The sequence below is a fragment of the Desulfovibrio mangrovi genome, from assembly GCF_026230175.1.
GTDB classification, from domain to species: domain Bacteria; phylum Desulfobacterota; class Desulfovibrionia; order Desulfovibrionales; family Desulfovibrionaceae; genus Halodesulfovibrio; species Halodesulfovibrio mangrovi.
The window spans coordinates 3,482,594-3,499,970 of the sequence record NZ_CP104208.1 but is presented as its reverse complement, the minus strand read 5'-3'; the positions used below and the strand labels follow the sequence as shown (position 1 = coordinate 3,499,970).

Annotated in this window: 19 protein-coding genes; 12 read left to right on the top strand and 7 right to left on the bottom strand. The window is 56.7% G+C overall.

Annotated features, from left to right (window positions below; all coding sequences use genetic code 11):
* The first annotated feature begins 46 nt into the window (after positions 1–46).
* The 8 genes from N1030_RS15620 (at position 47) to fliW (ending at position 8,095) form a co-directional block, all read left to right on the top strand.
* Entirely contained in the window at positions 47–814 is a 768-nt protein-coding gene (locus N1030_RS15620) for a flagellar basal body L-ring protein FlgH (RefSeq protein WP_265826449.1), read from the top strand.
* Positions 815–893: 79 nt separating this feature from the next.
* The gene (locus N1030_RS15615; protein WP_265829084.1) at positions 894–1,982 is read left to right on the top strand and encodes a flagellar basal body P-ring protein FlgI; all 1,089 of its coding nucleotides are present in this window, start codon (positions 894–896) and stop codon (positions 1,980–1,982) included.
* 1 nt (position 1,983) lies between these two features.
* Entirely contained in the window at positions 1,984–3,240 is a 1,257-nt protein-coding gene (locus N1030_RS15610; RefSeq protein ID WP_265826448.1) for a peptidoglycan DD-metalloendopeptidase family protein, read from the top strand.
* A gap of 12 nt (positions 3,241–3,252) precedes the next feature.
* Entirely contained in the window at positions 3,253–3,717 is a 465-nt protein-coding gene (locus N1030_RS15605) for a flagellar protein FlgN (protein ID WP_265826447.1), read from the top strand.
* Positions 3,718–3,729: 12 nt separating this feature from the next.
* Positions 3,730–5,847 (top strand): flagellar hook-associated protein FlgK, encoded by a 2,118-nt coding sequence (gene flgK / locus N1030_RS15600; RefSeq protein ID WP_265826446.1) that lies wholly within the window; start codon positions 3,730–3,732, stop codon positions 5,845–5,847.
* A 24-nt stretch (positions 5,848–5,871) separates the two neighbouring features.
* Entirely contained in the window at positions 5,872–7,425 is a 1,554-nt protein-coding gene (gene flgL / locus N1030_RS15595) for a flagellar hook-associated protein FlgL (protein WP_265826444.1), read from the top strand.
* A gap of 5 nt (positions 7,426–7,430) precedes the next feature.
* Positions 7,431–7,670 (top strand): carbon storage regulator CsrA, encoded by a 240-nt coding sequence (gene csrA / locus N1030_RS15590; protein WP_265826443.1) that lies wholly within the window; start codon positions 7,431–7,433, stop codon positions 7,668–7,670.
* Positions 7,646–8,095, top strand: a complete 450-nt coding sequence (fliW, locus tag N1030_RS15585) for a flagellar assembly protein FliW (protein ID WP_265826442.1) — start codon at positions 7,646–7,648, stop codon at positions 8,093–8,095. Before csrA ends, fliW begins: the two co-directional genes overlap by 25 nt.
* Positions 8,096–8,281: 186 nt before the next feature.
* Here fliW and flgM read toward each other — a convergent pair whose 3' ends face one another.
* Together flgM and N1030_RS15575 are read right to left on the bottom strand one after the other, a co-directional pair.
* Complete coding sequence (gene flgM / locus N1030_RS15580) at positions 8,282–8,590, bottom strand: flagellar biosynthesis anti-sigma factor FlgM (RefSeq protein ID WP_265826440.1); 309 nt, start codon at positions 8,588–8,590, stop codon at positions 8,282–8,284.
* Positions 8,591–8,617: 27 nt separating this feature from the next.
* Positions 8,618–9,034 (bottom strand): DVU0524 family FlgM-associated protein, encoded by a 417-nt coding sequence (locus N1030_RS15575; protein WP_265826439.1) that lies wholly within the window; start codon positions 9,032–9,034, stop codon positions 8,618–8,620.
* Between the two features lie 335 nt (positions 9,035–9,369).
* On the opposite strand from N1030_RS15575, the gene N1030_RS15570 reads away from it, so the two are divergent.
* Together N1030_RS15570 and N1030_RS15565 are read left to right on the top strand one after the other, a co-directional pair.
* A complete protein-coding gene (locus N1030_RS15570; protein ID WP_265826438.1) occupies positions 9,370–9,975 on the top strand; it encodes a Maf family nucleotide pyrophosphatase in 606 nt (201 codons plus the stop codon).
* Between the two features lie 85 nt (positions 9,976–10,060).
* The gene (locus tag N1030_RS15565; protein ID WP_265826437.1) at positions 10,061–11,218 is read left to right on the top strand and encodes a GGDEF domain-containing protein; all 1,158 of its coding nucleotides are present in this window, start codon (positions 10,061–10,063) and stop codon (positions 11,216–11,218) included.
* A 165-nt stretch (positions 11,219–11,383) separates the two neighbouring features.
* On the opposite strand, the gene N1030_RS15560 is transcribed toward N1030_RS15565, so the two are convergent.
* The 5 genes from N1030_RS15560 to N1030_RS15540 all read right to left on the bottom strand — a co-directional run bounded on the left by N1030_RS15560 (position 11,384) and on the right by N1030_RS15540 (position 15,490).
* On the bottom strand, positions 11,384–12,316 hold the full coding sequence (locus N1030_RS15560) for a sensor domain-containing diguanylate cyclase (protein ID WP_265826436.1): 933 nt from the start codon (positions 12,314–12,316) through the stop codon (positions 11,384–11,386).
* A gap of 159 nt (positions 12,317–12,475) precedes the next feature.
* On the bottom strand, positions 12,476–13,300 hold the full coding sequence (locus tag N1030_RS15555; RefSeq protein ID WP_265826435.1) for a glycosyltransferase family 8 protein: 825 nt from the start codon (positions 13,298–13,300) through the stop codon (positions 12,476–12,478).
* A gap of 62 nt (positions 13,301–13,362) precedes the next feature.
* Positions 13,363–13,986, bottom strand: coding sequence for a chemotaxis protein CheD (locus N1030_RS15550; protein ID WP_265826433.1), 624 nt, complete (start codon positions 13,984–13,986; stop codon positions 13,363–13,365).
* A gap of 76 nt (positions 13,987–14,062) precedes the next feature.
* On the bottom strand, positions 14,063–14,338 hold the full coding sequence (locus N1030_RS15545) for an HU family DNA-binding protein (RefSeq protein WP_265826432.1): 276 nt from the start codon (positions 14,336–14,338) through the stop codon (positions 14,063–14,065).
* 168 nt (positions 14,339–14,506) lie between these two features.
* A complete protein-coding gene (locus N1030_RS15540) occupies positions 14,507–15,490 on the bottom strand; it encodes a YbgA family protein (protein WP_265826431.1) in 984 nt (327 codons plus the stop codon).
* A gap of 113 nt (positions 15,491–15,603) precedes the next feature.
* Between N1030_RS15540 and N1030_RS15535 the strand changes: the two genes are divergently transcribed.
* Positions 15,604–16,251 (top strand): HAD family hydrolase, encoded by a 648-nt coding sequence (locus tag N1030_RS15535; RefSeq protein WP_265826430.1) that lies wholly within the window; start codon positions 15,604–15,606, stop codon positions 16,249–16,251.
* Between the two features lie 37 nt (positions 16,252–16,288).
* Positions 16,289–17,365, top strand: a complete 1,077-nt coding sequence (locus tag N1030_RS15530) for a flagellar assembly protein T N-terminal domain-containing protein (RefSeq protein ID WP_265826428.1) — start codon at positions 16,289–16,291, stop codon at positions 17,363–17,365.
* Positions 17,366–17,377 lie beyond the last annotated feature (12 nt).

Sequence of the window (17,377 nt, the reverse complement as noted above, 5' to 3'; positions counted from 1 at the left end):
GGCCTCCAGCGCCTGCCAGCCGGAAAACCGGCACACGAGGTGGACCATGAACATCCGAAACAACACCGTCAGCATATTGGCTTCAGCCGGACGCGCACTCCGTCCGTCCCTGCCGGCGGCGCTGCTCATAGCCCTGCTGCCCGCACTCCTTGTCGGCTGTCAGGCGGCCAAGCAGAAACCGGACCCCATGCCGCCCGTCATGCCTGCACCTGCGGCCATGACGCCGGAAGAACACGCGGCCAACCCCGGCTCGCTCTTTGACGACGCCGAGGCCAACTACCTCTTTTCCGACAACCGTGCCCGCCGCGTGGGTGACATCGTGATGGTCAACATCGTGGAAACCACCACCGCCAAGAACAAGGCGGAGACATCCACTGAAAAAGAATCCGCCATCAATCTCGGCGTAAGCAATTTCTTCAACGACAGTGGTCAGATCGGTCTGGGCCCCGTTGTCATCCCCGGTACCGTGGGCACCACCCCCCTGATCAAGGCTTCCTCCACTTCGTCCTTTGACGGCAAGGGGGAAACAAAGCGTGAAAACACCTTCACCTCCACCATCGCCTGCCGCGTCATCAAGGTGCTGCCCGGCGGCCTGCTGGAAGTGGAAGGCGCCCGTGAAACCCGCGTAAACGAAGAAACCCAGTACATCGTCATCAGCGGCCTTATCCGCACCGCCGATGTGGGCGCTGACAACTCGGTAAAATCCACGCAGCTTGCGAACGCGCGCATCGCCTACTACGGCGAAGGCGCAGTGGCAGACAAGCAGAAGCCCGGCTGGTTCGTCCGACTCATGGACAATGTCTGGCCCTTCTAGAGTTGACGGAGAGAGATACATGAAAGCCATTTCCCGCACCCTGCCCATTACCTCCGCATGGAGACTGTCTGCCCTGCCCATGGCGGCGCTGACGATCGCCCTCCTGCTGACGCTCATCTTCCCGCCGGCAGCCGATGCCGTCCGCATCAAGGACATCGCCACGTTCGGCGGCGTACGCGACAACCAGCTCGTGGGCTACGGCCTTGTGGTGGGTCTCGGCGGAACGGGAGACGGCAAGTCCTCCACCTTCACCATCAATTCCATGGCCAACATGCTGGACAAGCTCGGCGTAAGCGTGGACCGCACAGCCCTCAAGCCCAAGAACGTGGCGGCGGTCATGGTCACCGCAAAGATGCCTGTTTCTGCGCAACCAGGCTCGCAGCTTGACGCCACGGTTTCCAGCATCGGCGATGCCTCAAGCCTGCTTGGCGGCGTACTGCTTGTCACCCCCCTCAAGGGCATAGACGGCAAGGTATACTCCCTTGCGCAGGGCCCGCTCGTCCTCGGGGGCTTCTCCGCAGAAGGCGCGGCAGCCGCTGCCCAGAAGAACATCACCACCGTGGGCCGCATTCCCAACGGCGCAACCGTTGAACGCGGCGTTCCCTTCCAGTTCAACAATCAGGACACGCTGACCCTGCACATGAACACGCAGGACTTTTCCACCACCCAACAGGTTGTGGACCGCCTGAACGAAGCCATCGGCGGCGAATTTGCCTCCGCTTCCGACATTTCGACCGTCCGTCTGCGCATTCCTCCGGAATACCAGAGCAATCTGGTACCGCTCATGGCCAGCATCGAAAACATCCAGATCACGCCTGACAACAAGGCCAAAGTGGTTGTGGATGAAAAGACCGGCACCGTGGTGGTGGGACGCGACGTACGCATTTCCCGTGTGGCCATTGCCCACGGCGCACTGCAGATCGTGGTGCAGGAAAGCGCGCAGGTTTCCCAGCCCGGAGCCTTCAGCCCCGGTCAGACCGTGGTCACCCCGCAGACCGACATTGCCGCCCGCGAAGAGAACAAGCGCCTTGTTCTGGTTGAAGGCGCAACCCTGCAGGAACTGACCGACGGCCTGAACTCCATCGGCGCGACCCCGCGCGATCTTATCTCCATCCTCCGCGCCCTGAAGGCAGCCGGTGCGCTGCATGCGGAGCTTGAGGTGATCTAGCATGAGCAGCCCTCTCGACTCACAAGTGCTCAAGGCACAGATGAGCGGTCAGGACATGATCCGCCGCAAGCAGGAAATCGATTCCCTGCGTCAGCGTCTTGCCGATCCCAACGCACGGGACAAGAAGCTGCGTGAGGCCGTTGAGGGATTCGAAGCCATTTTCGTGCAGAAAATCTGGCAGCAGATGCGCGCCAACGTGCCCAAGGAAGGCTACCTGCACAGCAAGGACGAGGAATTCTGGCAGGGCATGTTCGATCAGGAACTGTCCAAGAAGTTGACATCCGCCGGGGGCATCGGTCTCTCCGATATGCTCTATGAGCAGTTGCAGAACAAGCTCGGCGATGCCAGCAGAACAACCGCTCCCAGCCGCGTGAATGCTCCCATGCCGCTGGAACCCCTGCGTGCCGCAGACAGCCCCGCACCCGCGCAGGACCGAAGCGACAACAACATTTACGAAGAAGACCCGCTGTACACCCCGCTCCGGCAGGAAGGGGCGGAGCAAACGGGCCAGCCGCAGAATGCGGACAAGACCGCCTCCGCCATTCACCCTGACGGGCTGGGCGAAGACACGATGCCGGTAACGGACGCCTCACCCGAGTTCCGTTCCCGCCGTGCAGCCCCCCCGAGTTTTTCCGAGCAGGACGGCGAGGCCATGAGCCGCGTTGAACGTCTTGCCAAAACCATCATCCACAACGCCACAGAAGCCGAGACGCTTGAAAATGCATACAAGCCTTCCGGCGGCGGACTTGAGCGTCCCGAAACTCCGGCAGGCCCCGTCCCCACACGGATGCGGTCCAGTTCCGGCGTGGGCGGCCCGAGCACCCGCGACCCGGAAATGGGCATGCTCAACTGGCCCCTGCCCGGACGCATCACCTCCGACTTCGGCTGGCGCAAGGACCCCTTCACCGGCGGCCGCGAATGGCATGCAGGTGTGGATATCGCTGCCGACGTGGGCGATCCCATATCAGCCGCTTGGGACGGCAAGGTCATCTTTGCGGGGGAACATGAAGGCTACGGCAACCTCGTAGTGCTGCAGCATGAAGGCGGCTGGCAGAGTTATTATGGCCACGCCAGCAAGTTGGCGGTTGAGGTGGGCGATGAAATCCGCTCCGGCAGGAAAATTGCAGAAGTAGGTAGCACAGGCCGTTCAACGGGCCCGCACCTGCACTTCGAAATCCGTCAGGGCGAGCTCGCATGGAACCCCGAACAAGTCAGAAACCGCCTGTTGGCGGGACTTTCGGTAGGACGCCGCAGCTAACGGAGGCACCCCATGTTCGAATATACACACGGAAATCTTGTCCGCCAGTTCAAGGGAATGCAGGTCCTCGAGCTTCTGATCGAGGAAGAGTTTGCCCAGCTCAGGAACAACAAGCCGCAGGAAATAACCGCCACGGAGTTCGCCATTCACGAACTCATGCGCCAGCTCGCCGTGGAACGGCTTGAACTGCGCAAGATGCTGGGTGGCAAACGCCTGCGTGAAGTCATGCCCATGCTGAGCGAAGAACAGCAGGCAACGCTGGACACGCTGCTTGTGGAGCTCGACGAACTGGAACAGAGATGCGCCCGTCAGGCATCCGTAAACGCCAAGCTTGCCCTTGCCCTGCATGACCAGAGCCAGTCGCTCATCGAGTACATTCAGGAACAGATCAAGCCCAAGAATCAGAACACTTACGGCAAGAAAGGCCGGTACGCCCAGACACGTCCTGAAGCCGCCCTCATTCAGGGCCGGTTATAGAAGAGGTCTCACATGAGCGGTCTCACTTCCCTGCTTAACATCGGCAACAGCGCGCTGTTTGCCTCTCAAAGCGCCATTCAGGTCACAGGCAACAACATTGCCAACGTGAATACCACCGGGTACTCGCGTCAGGCCGTGCGCTTTGAGGAAGGCATCGCCATCGACAGCCGCCCGGGGCAGCTCGGCACCGGTGCCAAGGCTGCGGAAGTATACCGTTATTTCAACAAGTTCGTTGAAGAGCAGTTCAACGACCGCAACGCCGTGTACCAACGCTGGGATACCCAGCAGGAAGTGCTCAAGAGCGTGGAAAGCCTGTTCAACGAGGCCAACTCCGACGGCCTGAATGCCATGATGACCCAGTTCTTCAACGACTGGCAGGAACTGGCCAAGCGCCCGGACGATGACGCCGTACGCGAAGCGCTGCTCGCACACACAGAAAACATGCTCATGCTGTTTCACGACACCGATCAGAACCTGTTGCGCATGCAGAACCAGATGGACGATTTCATCCGGCAGGAAGTGAACAGTGTAAACGACCTCATCACCCGCATCGCGGATCTGAACAAGGAAATTCAGATTCACGACATTCCGGGCTCGAACAACGCCAACACGCTGCTCGACCAGCGCAACATGCTGGTACGCGAGCTGGCGGAAAAGATGGACGTGGACGTCATCGACAACGGCAGCGGCAACTTCACCGTGAACACCAAGGCGGGCCACACCCTTGTGGACGGCACCGAGGCTTTTTCCATCGATTTCACCGGCCCCTCCAGCTACAAGTCACTCAATCCATCCTCTTCCTTTGACGGCAGTATCGGATTCGATGGAAACGACGAATACGAATACACCGTGGAAGTCATGCAGTCGGGCACCGTGACAAGCAACGCCGGTTCCGGCGCTGCCATGTTCCGCGTATCCCTCGACGGCGGACGTACCTGGCTGAAGGATGAAAACGGCAATGACAGACTGTTTGCCGCCCGTCCCGAGTCCGACAAAGTGAACGTGCAGGGCATAGACATCTATTTCAATGCGGGCACCCAGAACCTGACGCAGGGCGACACCTTCACCATCGTGCCCAAGAACCACCTGAAGTGGATATCGCCCACCACGGAAGACCTGAACATCACGCCTCAAGCATATTTTGACGGCACGGACAACACGCGCCGTCTTACCGGCGGGTCTATCACCGGCTACTTCGCCTTGCGTGACTTCAACATCGGACGCTACCGCGAACGCCTTGATTCGCTGAGCGAATCCATTGCTTGGGAAGTGAACCGCCTGCACAGCCAGGGCGGCGGCGAAAACAAGCTGAGCAACCTGTACGGTACCTACAGTGTGGACAAGAGCAACGTTCCGCTCGCTTCCAACAGTTCCGGCCTGCATTACGGCAACCGACTGGCCGAAGGCAACGTCACAGTCTATGCCTATAATACCAGCAGCGGCGAGCTTGCCTCTGCGGCATCGTTCGGTCCGCTGGACTTTGACCCCGCAACACCGGGCATCCAGAATTTCGATCCTACCACCCACTCGCTGGAAGATGTGCGCAACGCATTCAACAACACTTACGGCACATTCCTTACCGCCAGCATTCAGGACAACAAGCTCGTGCTGAATGCCAAGAGCGGGTACAACTTTCAACTCGGAACGGATACCTCGGGCCTGACTGCGTCACTGGGTCTGAACACGTTCTTCAAAGGTGAATCGGCAGCCACCATCGCTATCCGCGATGACGTGCGCCAGAACTCCACCCTTATCAATGCGGGCAGCGTGAACGGCGGGGCGGAAGCCAACGACGGCGACAGCAAGACCGCCCTTTCCATCGCCCAGTTGAAGGACAAGGACGTACGCATCATTACGGCCTTTGAAACCTCCTCCAACCAGACCCTGCAGGAATACTACAACTCGCTGGTAGGCACGGTGGGCGCAGACACTGCCAACGCCAAGTTCAACTCCATGTTCAACGAGACGCTGGCAAAGGATTTGAACGAACGCCAGAATGAAGTGGCAGGCGTCAACCTCGACGAAGAAATGAGCAATCTGGTCAAGTTCCAGCATTCCTACAAGGCAGCGGCAAAGCTCATCACCACCGCAGACCAGATGATGCAGACCGTCCTCGGCCTGAAGAACTAACCTGCGAACGGAAAGGTAAGCGTTATGGCAGTCAGAGTATCCCAGCGCAGCATGTTCACAAGCTTCGTGACCAACATGAACACGTCGCTTGCCGATCTCATGGATTCCAACATTCAGGCATCCAGTCAGAAGCGTATCAACAAGCCTTCCGACGATTCCATCGGCACGGCCCGCGTCATGAACTACCGCGACTCCATCGCGGGAATCGAGCAGTACAAAAAGAACATCGATACGGCCAAAAGCTGGCTCAGCCTTGCAGACCAGACTCTCACGCAGGTGAACACCATTCTCACCCGCATGAAAGGCCTTGCGGAACAGGCTGCCACCGGCACGCTGGACGCAAACAACCGCGAACAGATCAGTTTCGAAATCCGCCAGCAGTACGAGCAGCTCATCAACCTCGCCAACACGCAGTATGAAGGGCGCCATATTTTTGCAGGTCACAAGACCAACCAGCCAGCCTTTGTCAAAGGCCTGAACCTTTCTTCCAACGACACCGTCTTTTCCAACGGCAGCTTCTCCATTTCCGGTTCGGCGGAAAAGACCATCGTGGTACAGTTCACCAGCAACGCGACCATAGGCGGAGCCGGAGCCGTTCCCCTGCGCTACTCGACCGATGCAGGGCGCACCTGGCAGAACGGGTCCATTCCGGCGGGCGACAACCGCCTGAGCATCGGCGGCGTGCAGGTCACCTTCCAGAGCGGCACTGCGGTGCAGGCCGTGGACACGACCAATATTCACGAAACGCTCAGTAACGGCAGCCTGAACGGCACCTGGCTCTACATCCGTCCCACGGCAGTCTATCAGGGCGACGACAACGACCTGCCGCCCGCCATTACACACTATGGCGCGGCTCCGGTAAGCGCTGCCGCCACAGGAGTATTCTCGCAGGACATCACTGTCCGTATCGATAACTCCAACGCCACAATGGGCGGGCACATCGAATATTCCTACAGCCTTGATAACGGCAACACGTGGGTCACGGGCAACGTTGCGTCCGATGCCACGACCTCAAACAGCGCCTCGCTTCTCATTCCCGGCGGCTTCCTTGTGCTCAACGGAAGCAATGCCAGCCTCACCGGTGCGCAGAACCAGCAGTTTATCGTCAAACCGCATCGCGGCGACGTGAAATTCGAGATCGCCCAGCGCGAAACCATCACGGTCAACAGTATCGGCAAGGACGTTTTCGGCGGCATTTACACCAGCCCCAACGCTTCCAATGCATCAGCGGTGTTCGACGGCGGCAGCAAGAACCTTTTCGAAACCGTGGGACGTCTGGTCGCCTACACGGAGACCAACAACCAGAGCGGTATCCAACGGGCTCTGGAGGATCTGGACATTGCCAGTTCGCACATCATGACGCAGGCCGCTTCCATAGGCGGACGCGAGAACCGGCTTGAGGTTGCGGGCAACGTGCTCACAACCATTGAACTGGACGAAAAGGCAAGAATGAGTAATATTGAGGACATTGATGTTGCAGAACTGATGACCAAACTTGCACAGCAACAGCTTGTGTACAACAGCGTGCTCAAGTCGTCCGCGCAGATCATGCAGATGAACCTTTCAAACTTCATTTAACGTCTATGCTCATTCTTACCCGGCGCCCTGGCGAAAGCCTGCATCTGGGCGACAATATCAAGATCACGGTACTGAGCGTGCAGGGTAAACAGATCAAGATTGGTCTGGAAGTGCCCGGCGATATGACCGTGTACCGGGAAGAAGTTTATCTCAGAGTTAAGGAACAAAACCGTCTGGCCCTCGAAACGAGTGACGCGGACCTTCTGGCAGCTACCCAGTTATGGCAAGGCAAAACGAAAAAATAGTTCAGACCCGCCTCGGCAAACAGGTGGTCTCCATGGACAAGATTATCTACTTTCCACGGGGCCTCATGGGCTTTGAGGACAAGCACGAATTTACGCTTCTTCAGTTGAAGGAAGGGTCACCTTTCCTTGTGCTGCAAAGTCTGGATGATCCTCGGCTCGGGCTGCTTGTGGCCGATCCTTACAGTTTTCTTGAGGATTATCCCATCCGTGTGAGCGAAGCCGAACAAAAGCTGCTGCGGCTTGAGAACATCCGGCAGGTGGCCGTGCTGGTCACCGTGAGCATTCCCAAGGGCGAACCGGAAAAAACTGCCCTCAATCTTACCGGCCCCATCCTCATCAACCACAAGGCACGGTTGGGCCTGCAGGTACCGCAGGTGGACGGCAAATTCCCCAATCAGGTGTACCTGCACATGCCGCAGGAATAGACAGACATCCGCATGCAATCAAAAAGGCCCCGTCCGCAAGGACAGGGCCTTTCTTATCTCTGCCGCACGGAAGCGCGGGCGCAAAAAAAGCAGGGAAACCCTGCATCTCACTAACATCACATACTATCTCAGAACCGGACCAAAGGGCGTAGAAAAGCTTTCCGAAGCATCCTCCGGAAGGCTTTTCTACTGGAACAGTTCAGCTTCTTCCTTGATCAGTTTTTCTGCCACGTTACGGCTGTCCACCACATACTCTCCCGCATCAACACGTGCCTTAATGGCATTGACCTTTTCCTGACGCACGTCAGGAGTATTCAGAGCGGTGGTATAGGCTTCGGTACGCAGCTTGGCTTCATTGGAAAGGCTCACCCGGTCGCCGGAAGCCTGTGCGTTGTTATCCGCACCACGCTTTCCGCCCTTGACCTTGGCGTTCTCAGCCTTGTCGAGCTTGGTCTGATAAGGATCAAGCGCTTTGAGGTAATTCTTGATTTCCATACGATCCTCCCCGGGACGTCATGCCCGTCATAACATGGTGGCATCCACCTTGTCCAAGGAGATGTGCCAAAGCTTCTCCATGATGACCGCTTTCTCGGCTGGCGTTACCTCCACCGGTCCTTCGGGAGTCTCCCGGTAGACCTGAAGGTCGAGTTCGGTCGGAGGGTACTTGAAGTGCAGGGTCTCGCCCACGTCATCTTCAAGCTGCTTCTTTATCTCCTGAACAATGGGGTTGTCGCTGCCGGAAAGGAGAAGGCTTTCCATCACCTCTCTGGCAATGCGCTCCACCATTATACTGCGCTTCACATCCGGAGGAATGCCTTGTTCCTCCTCACCACGCGAGAGTCTGAGCGCATGATTGTAACGCGCCAGCCTCCGGGCGGTAACAAGCTGCTTGTCATATTTGAGCAGCATGTTTCGGATGTAAAACGACTTTACGCTCATAACGTTCTCCCCTCGTATCCTTTATCGGAATCGTAGAGGAGAACTTTAGGGCCGAACGCATTATTTTTTAATTTTTCTTTGAGGGGAGAAAATGCGTCCAACCTCACCCGTTTATTCGGCCTTTACACCATAAAGTTTAGGGGGCGGACACAGATATCTTCCCTCTTTTGCCCATTCCCCCCTTCCTCTCTTGCCTAGGCCTCCAAAATACGAGAAGAAGAATTGCCGCTGACGCCATCACTTTTTGGGAGCCCCCCGCACGCCTGAATCTCCTGAGTGACCTGAATCGTCAGACATGCTTTGTCTTCCCACCCACAAACACAACCAGCACTGCCATGACGCATCCAGTTTATAAAGCAACCGTTCCACTCATTCTTGCTTCCGGCTCGCCGCGACGACGTGATTTCTTTAACGACCTCGGACTGGAGTTCAGGGTCATCACCGCCCCGGATGCCGAGCCGTCACCGAATACCGGAGAAGCTCCGGCGGACTACGCACGCCGCGCAGCGCATGCCAAGACCATGCCCGTGGCCATGGAGAATGAAGGTAGCTGTACCGTGGGGGCCGACACCATCGTGGTGCTTGGCAACGAAATCATGGGCAAACCCGTGGACGACGCCCACGCGCTGGACATGCTCTCCCGCCTCGCAGGAGCCACGCACGAAGTCATCACCGGCGTATGCATCGTGCTGCCGGACGGCCGCTCGCTGAGCTTTGCCGTCTCCACGGCCGTCACCATGGCAAAGCATCCTATGGAGACGCTTATTGCCTACATCCGCACCGGCGAACCCGCAGACAAGGCCGGGGCATACGCCATTCAGGGCATCGGGGCATTTCTTGTGGAGCGCATAGATGGTTCATGGTCCAATGTTGTCGGGTTGCCGGTGGTGGAGATGCTGGAAATCCTGACGGAAAAGAACATTCTGACCCCGGCATTCTGATAACCGCATAGCCATACTCAGGTCAGCTACTGACCTCGCAACCCCATTACAGCAACACGCCCTACGGGCAGGACTTCCGGAAACAATGATCATTCTGGACATAGTGCAGCTTATCAGCGCAGTATCCACCGCCATCTGCGCTTTCTTCTTCACATGGGTCAGTTTTGTTCTCCGCAGTAACACAGGAGCCCGCTGGCTTGCTGCCGGCTTAAGCATCAACCTCTTTTTCTACATCGCCAACCAGCTTCCGTTCCACACCATCATCAGCGTGGAGCACGCCGACCTTCTGACTCTCGCCTCAGAATGCCTTCTGGTCACCTGTCTATACATCGGAACCCGCCTGTTTACAGACCAAACAGCGCATAGCTCTCTGTTGTCGGCCTTTTCACTCTTTTATGCCCTCATGCTCCTTGTTGCCGAGCACATACAAAGCCAGGTTGCACTCGTCCCCTTACTGGTGGCCATGTACTGCTGTCCGTTTCTGGTGGCTACCGGGCTTACACTGGTACGGCACAAGGCACCATTCTGCCCCTGGCTCTGGAAATCAGTGGGCATTCCTTTCATCATATGGGGATTGCACTGGGTCACCTATCCCCTACTGTTGCACCACGACAGCCTGTTTATTGGTGGTTTCTATCTGGCTATCACCCTGTCCACCATGAGCTTCACGGGTTATGTAGTACTGATGCTGCAGAGTCTTGTGCATCGCGCAGTAATCGCCGAGCAACAGGCGGTGGAGCTATCGCTTACCGATGAGCTGACGGGACTGGGAAACAGGCGGTATCTGGAGATAGCCTTTCGTGATTTCAAGAATTATGCATCCCGCCACGATCACATGATGCTGCTTCTGTTCATTGATCTTGATAAATTCAAACATATCAATGACACACATGGACACAAAGCAGGAGATGAGGCTCTAAGACACACCGCTGCACGACTGCAGAAAAAGCTGCGTGAGTCGGACATGATTTTCAGAATCGGAGGAGATGAATTTATTGTTCTTATTCCCGAAATCCCCTCTCGGGATGCCATACCGATCCTTTCCCGCGAGATGGCCAATGCCTTGCACCCGCCCTTTCTCTTTGAGGGAATCAAGCTGAACGTCTGCGCCAGCATCGGCACCGCAGTATTTCCTGCAGATGGCACCACGCTTGAGAAGCTGCTTAACACCGCTGACCGTGCCATGTATGAAAACAAGACCGAACGCCCTGAGAGTAATGAATCTGCTCCATGTTATGAGTAGCGGAGCCCGGCTCGCTCGACAGATTGCATCGCGCGGTTCACTACATTCTGAAAAACATATCAGAAAACTCCCTGAACTTGGGCAGCCAGCAAACAGCCCTTCATAAACCAAAACGCCATGCGGCAAACCACATGGCGTCATCTTTCTCTCGTCCGATGGAAATAATCAGGCGGCGTCGGTTTCCGAAGCATTCTCGCTGAACGCAAAGTTGTTCTTTCCCTCGCGCTTCACATCATACATGGCATTGTCGGCCACCTGCACCAGCTCTTCCACCGTGTTGCCATCTTCCGGAAACAGGCTCACGCCGACACTTACGCCTACGGAACAATCCTGCCCCTCAATGCAGACCGGCATATTGATATTGTCAATAAGCCCGCGCACCTGAGAACCGACCTCCTCGCGGGACCGGATATCGCGCATGACAATCACAAATTCATCGCCCCCCAGCCGGATAGCGCACGTTCTCGGCACAGAACGGGTCAACTTTTCCGCCACCTTCTTCAGCAGCAGGTCGCCCGCCTTGTGGCCATAGGTATCATTGACCAACTTGAAGCCATCCAGATCAAGGAAGCACACGGCAAGCTGGCTGCCTTCACGCTGCGCTTCATCAAGCCACTCGGGCACCGCGTCCATGAGGAACAGCCTGTTCCCAAGACCGGTCAGCACGTCTTTATAAGCGTACCGTATGGCCTTGTCGGAAAGCGATTCGTTCACGTCCTTGACGGTACAGAAATAGCTCTCATGCTCAGGAGAGAACATGAGGTTCCAGGAAAGGCGCCTATACTCTCCGTCCTTGCACAGGAAGCGAAAAACAACAGAAGTGGTGCTGACGTCGGCGGTAATCAGGCTCTGCAGATCCGCAAGAGCACGCTCACGGTCATCGTAGTGCATGTACTCCACGAGATAGCTGCCGAGCAATTCACTTTCATCATACCCGGTCACGGCCTCCCAATGCGTGTTCACGTCATCAAAACGGCCGTCAATGGACATAACGGTACCCATATCATGCGTCAGAGAAAGCCACGCGTAGCGTTCCATCTGCAGCATGCGTTCGATAAGTCCCAAATCGGGTTCGTATACGGGATAATCGCTGAGCACCGCCCCCCCCAAACGCGCGGGCCAAATTAATAATATTGCCCACACGATATTAACTAGTCGACATAGCAGATTGCGCCATAAAAGACAAAGGGTATCTGAAAAAAAAATGTATTACGATAAAAGCATTACGAAATCAGAGGTGAAGAGACTGGATCAACCCTACTCCCAACTGTGCACCAGTTCAGCTTCCTGCGGAGTCAACAGTGCAAACCAGCGGTCGCGGAACCAGCTGTAGTGATTTATCCGCAATTCCTTCCATAGTGCCGGCTTGATATCCCAAGGCTTGGGGCCGTGGAAATGAATGAGACAACCGGTGTCGCGCGATTCGCTGCGGTAGGGGGGGCAGTTGTAGACAGGAGGAAGTTTGGTAATGCGTTTCCCGAAAAAATAGTTCAGGAGCGACTGGTCCAGATTGCCTATGTGATGCACATTCTGCAGACAGAAGGCCAGAAAGTTATGGATATGATCATGCTTTCGCAGCCGGCCGAGATTGAAGTTCACCACTCCCGAGGAATAGGTCCAGATGGGAAAGGGCAACGGAACCGTGTACTCCTTCTCGCGCCATACATACTTCATCTGCTGGATTTCATGCCAGAAGGGGGAGGAAGCCTCCCGTGCCATGGCCATGTAGGCTGGCTGCATGGCAAGCAGTTCGTCGAACCGGGCATGAAAATACATGTCACTGTCGCAATACAGTACGTATTCCTCGTCGGCCAGTTCGGGAACAAGCGCAAGCTCAAGCTTGAGAAATGCGCCGATGGCGCGATGGAACGCAGCCGGTACCATTGAATGGTTTAACACCGGCGTATAGAGAGCCAGCGGGATACGCTCGGCCTCGACCGCCTCAATGACTTCAGGCTTTGCCCCACCATAGACGCAGAGAACCGGCACATCCTCACCATAGAGTCTGCGCAGACTACGGACAGCCACACGGGCCAGCATCAGATAGCGGGGATTGTCATCGATGCAGAAAACTATCTTCATGGAGGGAGTAAATCACAGAACAGAATGCCGCACAACAGGCGTGACGGATACGGAAGACAAAACTACCTGTCACCATTGAACCTGCACGCACGCCCCTCTGCCACCGGCAGGTAGTCGCGTTCATCCTTGAGCAGGGCCTGCTCTTCCGTCCGGCCCAGCTTCTTGACCCATATGTGACCGGTAGTGGTATCAAACACCAGCTTTCTGCCGTGCGCACCGCCCACGCTCTCGCGGGAAATGCGCAGGTTCAGGTCATGGAGCACGGTGCGGGCAACATCAACATTCCGCCCCCCCACGTTGACGATACTCTGCACATGCGGAGGGGCGCCGTTGCCCATACTAAAGGCACCGCCGAACAGTTTTATTTCCACATCCCTGTCGGCGATGCCCCGTTTTCTGAATTGGTCCCAAATGCAGTGAACTGCGGTATCAACAAATTTACATGGCGATTTGCTAACACCCTTGTACCCCACGGCCGAGGGTAACATAGCGTGAAACAGGCCCGCCATTCCTCTGGCAGCGCAATAAAAACTGACGGAAACACAGGACCCCAGCACAGTCGAAATCAGCACATTGCTGCCCGTTACTATGCCCTCCCCAATTTTCAGGTGCACGCAGGGATACCCGATGTCGCGAAGCGATTCGGGAATGGAGGCACTGTTGGCACGATAAGAGGGACGGGACATACGGGGTTCCTACCTTGACGGGCAATCATACTCCCGTCACGGACACTAGGCAAGACAACCGTTCCCGCTGCCCTGACTAATCGTTCACCAGTTCCTTCAATTCCTTGCCGGCTCTGAACACGGGCAGTTTCTTGGATGAAACTTCAACGCTCTCCCCGGTTTTGGGGTTGCGTCCCTTGTAACCGCTGTAGTCCTTCACCTTGAATGAACCAAACCCACGAATCTCAACACGATCCCCTTCAAGCAATGCATCACGCACGCTTTCGAAGAAGGAATTCACCACAAGCACGGCTTCGTCGTTGGAAAGATTATGCTGCTCTGCCAGCATCTTTACGAGTTCGCTTTTGTTCATAAACGTCCTCCCGAGATTCAGACTCCCGTCTACGGAAATATTTGTCTACTATATTACAGTAATACATATCCCCCCCCTCTCTGGCAAGGGGAAGCGCAATTTTTACGGCCTGTTCCACGTTATTTTTCCATCCTTCACCGATCTGATCCGCCAACAGCTCAGAATATATCAGGAATGATTCCGCAGTTTCAGCTCCAACGGGTGCGGCTGAAGATACCATTGCCCCTGCAGATAGGGTTCGTTGTACTTCCGCACATAATGATTGAGCAAGGTAACCGGCACAATAAGTGGCACAAGGGATTCGTGATACGCAGCAACAACCTCAAGCAGTTCCTGCTTCTCGTCCGGCGAGAGCTTCTTCTTGAAATACCCCATCACATGCTGCAGCACGTTGGTGTGCTTCTTCACAGTGGCGAGACGCGACACGGCTGTGAGCAGAAGGGTCTGATACGTTCCGGCCAGTTCCGCACCGTCCATCCCCGAACAGGCCGCCACAAGCCTGCCCATTTCCCTGTAGTGCTCCACGCTGTGCGACATGATCAGCAACTTGTGGCGCGTATGGAACTCCACCAGACGCCCCGCCGTAAGGCCGTGGGACAGCAGAGCACGCCAGCGCTGCATGACGAAAATTCGCTCTATGAAATTCTCGCGCAGCGCAGGATCATTGAGCCTGCCCTCTTCCTCCACTGGCAGCAGGGGAAAGGCCCGCATGAATTCCGCCGCAAAAACTCCCACACCAGACAACGCGGGCGGGCCTGCCTTGGCCGTCTGCTCTTCGGGAACATCACGATACACCTTCACCCGCTCCATGCCGCTGGAAGGCGATGCGCGTTTGAAGATGAAGCCACACAATTCTTCGCGGGCGAGCTGTGCGTTGCGCTCGTGTGCCCATGTGCGCATGCGCATCGTCAGTTCTTCTCCGGTCTTCTGCACGACAAGGCGCGGGTTGGCAGGATCGCCCACCAGCCGGAGGGAGTTGCGCGGCACGGGCAGCCCCATCTCCACTTCGGGGCACACCGGAACAAAGTCCACATACTTACCCAGCGTATCCACTATCCACGCATCGCGCTTGTGCCCGCCGTCAAAGCGCACCTTGTTTCCGAGGAGACATGAAGAGATTCCCAGTCTGATGCGAGCCGTTGCTTCCTGCATATTGCCATTTCCCCCTTTCGCGGTACAATACAACCATACTGAAGAGCTCCGTCTCATGCTCGGCAGACTCACGAGACACCTACTCATTCACACAGTACAAAAGGGTTTATTCCATGGCTATAGCCGACTATGATATTCAGGTTGTTTTTTTCGACTTCAGCGGCGTACTCGCGGAAGAAGGATTCGTGCAGGGTCTCAAGGAAATTGGCAGACAACACGGCAAGGAACCGGACGCTTTTTTACGCGAGGCAACGGAAATCTGCTATAATAACGGATACGCAGACGGACGGGTCGACGAACACGCCTTCTGGCAGGACGTACGTGAAAGTGCCGCAATAGCCACCGGCGATGCGGACCTGCGACGGGAAATCCTCTCACGTTTCGTCATCCGCCCGTGGATGTTGCAGGCCGTTTCCCGCGTGCGCACGGGAGCGACGCGCACCGCCCTGCTCAGCGATCACACCAACTGGCTGGACGAACTGGATGCAGCTCATGGCATCTACCGCCATTTCGACAGGGTATTCAATTCGTTCAGGGAAGGCATGACCAAGCGTTCGCTCGATTTCTTCCGCCATGCCTGCGATGTAATGCAGGTGGCACCGCAGAATGCCCTGTTCATCGACGACAACCCCGCCAATACCGGACGGGCGGAAAGCATAGGCATGCACGCGGTGCTCTACACCGCCTACCCCTCTTTGGTTACGGACCTGAAGCGTTATCTGCCCGCGGTGGTTCTGCCGCCCGAAGGCAATGTCTGCTGAGCGCAAAAGCGCTGCCGAGAACCAAGGGAGAAGCCCGATGCCTCAGAATGGTCGTAATATCCTGCTGCTTGCCCTCATGCTTCTGCTTGCCTGCGCGAGTATTGTTTCGCGCGCCCATGCAGAGGAAGTGACGTCGACCGGCATTGCCCCCTACGACCCGGGGCGTGAAGCCGTGGCCCGCGAAAAAGCCCTGCATGACGCCAGGCGCAATGCCGTGGAAGCCACATCCGGCGGCATCATCGACGCCAGCACCACCGTGCGCAACAACATGCTGGTCTCGGATAACATTCTCAGCCGCGCCGCAGGCTATGTCAGTGAATACACCGTGCTCTCCGAACGAAAATCCAACGGACTCTATGAAGTGACCATACGCGCCAACGTGCTCGTGGACAGCATGCGCGACGACGCGAATACGATCCGCCGTCTTGTGGCCCTGCAGCAGACGCCGCACGTGATCATCAAGATAGCGTCGGAAACGCCTGCCGAAAATCGTACGCAGGCAAGAAGGGCGGCCTCGCTGCTTGCGGACAAACTGAAGAAATCCGGCCTGACCGTCGTGGACAAGCCCCTGACCGGCACCGAGCTGGAACTGAACCTCGCCCTTGAACAGGCATCCACCCCCGCAACCGTGCTGGGCGTGCAGATGATGGTAAACGAAATAAGCTTGGTGACGGACATCGTGCGCCCCTCGGACGGACGAACGCTTGCTTCTTCCACGGAGACGGTGAAGGTGAACGGCCTGAACAAGCTGCAGGCTCTGGAGAAAGGAACCAAGGAGTGTGTGCAGAAGACATGGAAACGCCTCGCCAGAGCCCTGTCGCGCTCGTGGGAAGAAGAGATGGAATCCGCCCGAACGCTGTATGTAACGGTACTGGGACTGGATTCGAAGGCTAATGCGGAAACACTGGCAGGAGCATTCCGCTCCAGCGTGCCCAATGTGGAAACCGCCGCGCTGCAATCCATGCAGGAAGGCGAAGCCCGCTTCACCCTTCGCTACAAGGGCCAGCCCCGCTTTTTCACCGATGAAATCTCCATGCGTTATTTCAGAAACCGGTACGGCGAGTTTGCCGTCACCTCCGTCAGAGACAACGTCATCACCCTCACCCGCCAGTAGCTGCAAAACCAG

Excerpts from the sequence above, each read along its gene's own strand:
- N1030_RS15570 (WP_265826438.1), top strand. The coding sequence starts at position 9,370 with ATGACGCATCCAGTTTATAAAGCAACCGTTCCACTCATTCTTGCTTCC.
- N1030_RS15605 (WP_265826447.1), top strand. The coding sequence starts at position 3,253 with ATGTTCGAATATACACACGGAAATCTTGTCCGCCAGTTCAAGGGAATG.
- csrA (WP_265826443.1), top strand. The coding sequence starts at position 7,431 with ATGCTCATTCTTACCCGGCGCCCTGGCGAAAGCCTGCATCTGGGCGAC.
- N1030_RS15610 (WP_265826448.1), top strand. The coding sequence starts at position 1,984 with ATGAGCAGCCCTCTCGACTCACAAGTGCTCAAGGCACAGATGAGCGGT.
- N1030_RS15550 (WP_265826433.1), bottom strand. The coding sequence starts at position 13,986 with ATGTCCCGTCCCTCTTATCGTGCCAACAGTGCCTCCATTCCCGAATCG.
- N1030_RS15540 (WP_265826431.1), bottom strand. The coding sequence starts at position 15,490 with ATGCAGGAAGCAACGGCTCGCATCAGACTGGGAATCTCTTCATGTCTC.
- N1030_RS15545 (WP_265826432.1), bottom strand. The coding sequence starts at position 14,338 with ATGAACAAAAGCGAACTCGTAAAGATGCTGGCAGAGCAGCATAATCTT.
- flgL (WP_265826444.1), top strand. The coding sequence starts at position 5,872 with ATGGCAGTCAGAGTATCCCAGCGCAGCATGTTCACAAGCTTCGTGACC.
- N1030_RS15620 (WP_265826449.1), top strand. The coding sequence starts at position 47 with ATGAACATCCGAAACAACACCGTCAGCATATTGGCTTCAGCCGGACGC.
- N1030_RS15575 (WP_265826439.1), bottom strand. The coding sequence starts at position 9,034 with ATGAGCGTAAAGTCGTTTTACATCCGAAACATGCTGCTCAAATATGAC.
- fliW (WP_265826442.1), top strand. The coding sequence starts at position 7,646 with ATGGCAAGGCAAAACGAAAAAATAGTTCAGACCCGCCTCGGCAAACAG.
- N1030_RS15555 (WP_265826435.1), bottom strand. The coding sequence starts at position 13,300 with ATGAAGATAGTTTTCTGCATCGATGACAATCCCCGCTATCTGATGCTG.
- flgK (WP_265826446.1), top strand. The coding sequence starts at position 3,730 with ATGAGCGGTCTCACTTCCCTGCTTAACATCGGCAACAGCGCGCTGTTT.
- N1030_RS15615 (WP_265829084.1), top strand. The coding sequence starts at position 894 with ATGGCGGCGCTGACGATCGCCCTCCTGCTGACGCTCATCTTCCCGCCG.
- N1030_RS15535 (WP_265826430.1), top strand. The coding sequence starts at position 15,604 with ATGGCTATAGCCGACTATGATATTCAGGTTGTTTTTTTCGACTTCAGC.
- N1030_RS15565 (WP_265826437.1), top strand. The coding sequence starts at position 10,061 with ATGATCATTCTGGACATAGTGCAGCTTATCAGCGCAGTATCCACCGCC.
- flgM (WP_265826440.1), bottom strand. The coding sequence starts at position 8,590 with ATGGAAATCAAGAATTACCTCAAAGCGCTTGATCCTTATCAGACCAAG.
- N1030_RS15530 (WP_265826428.1), top strand. The coding sequence starts at position 16,289 with ATGCCTCAGAATGGTCGTAATATCCTGCTGCTTGCCCTCATGCTTCTG.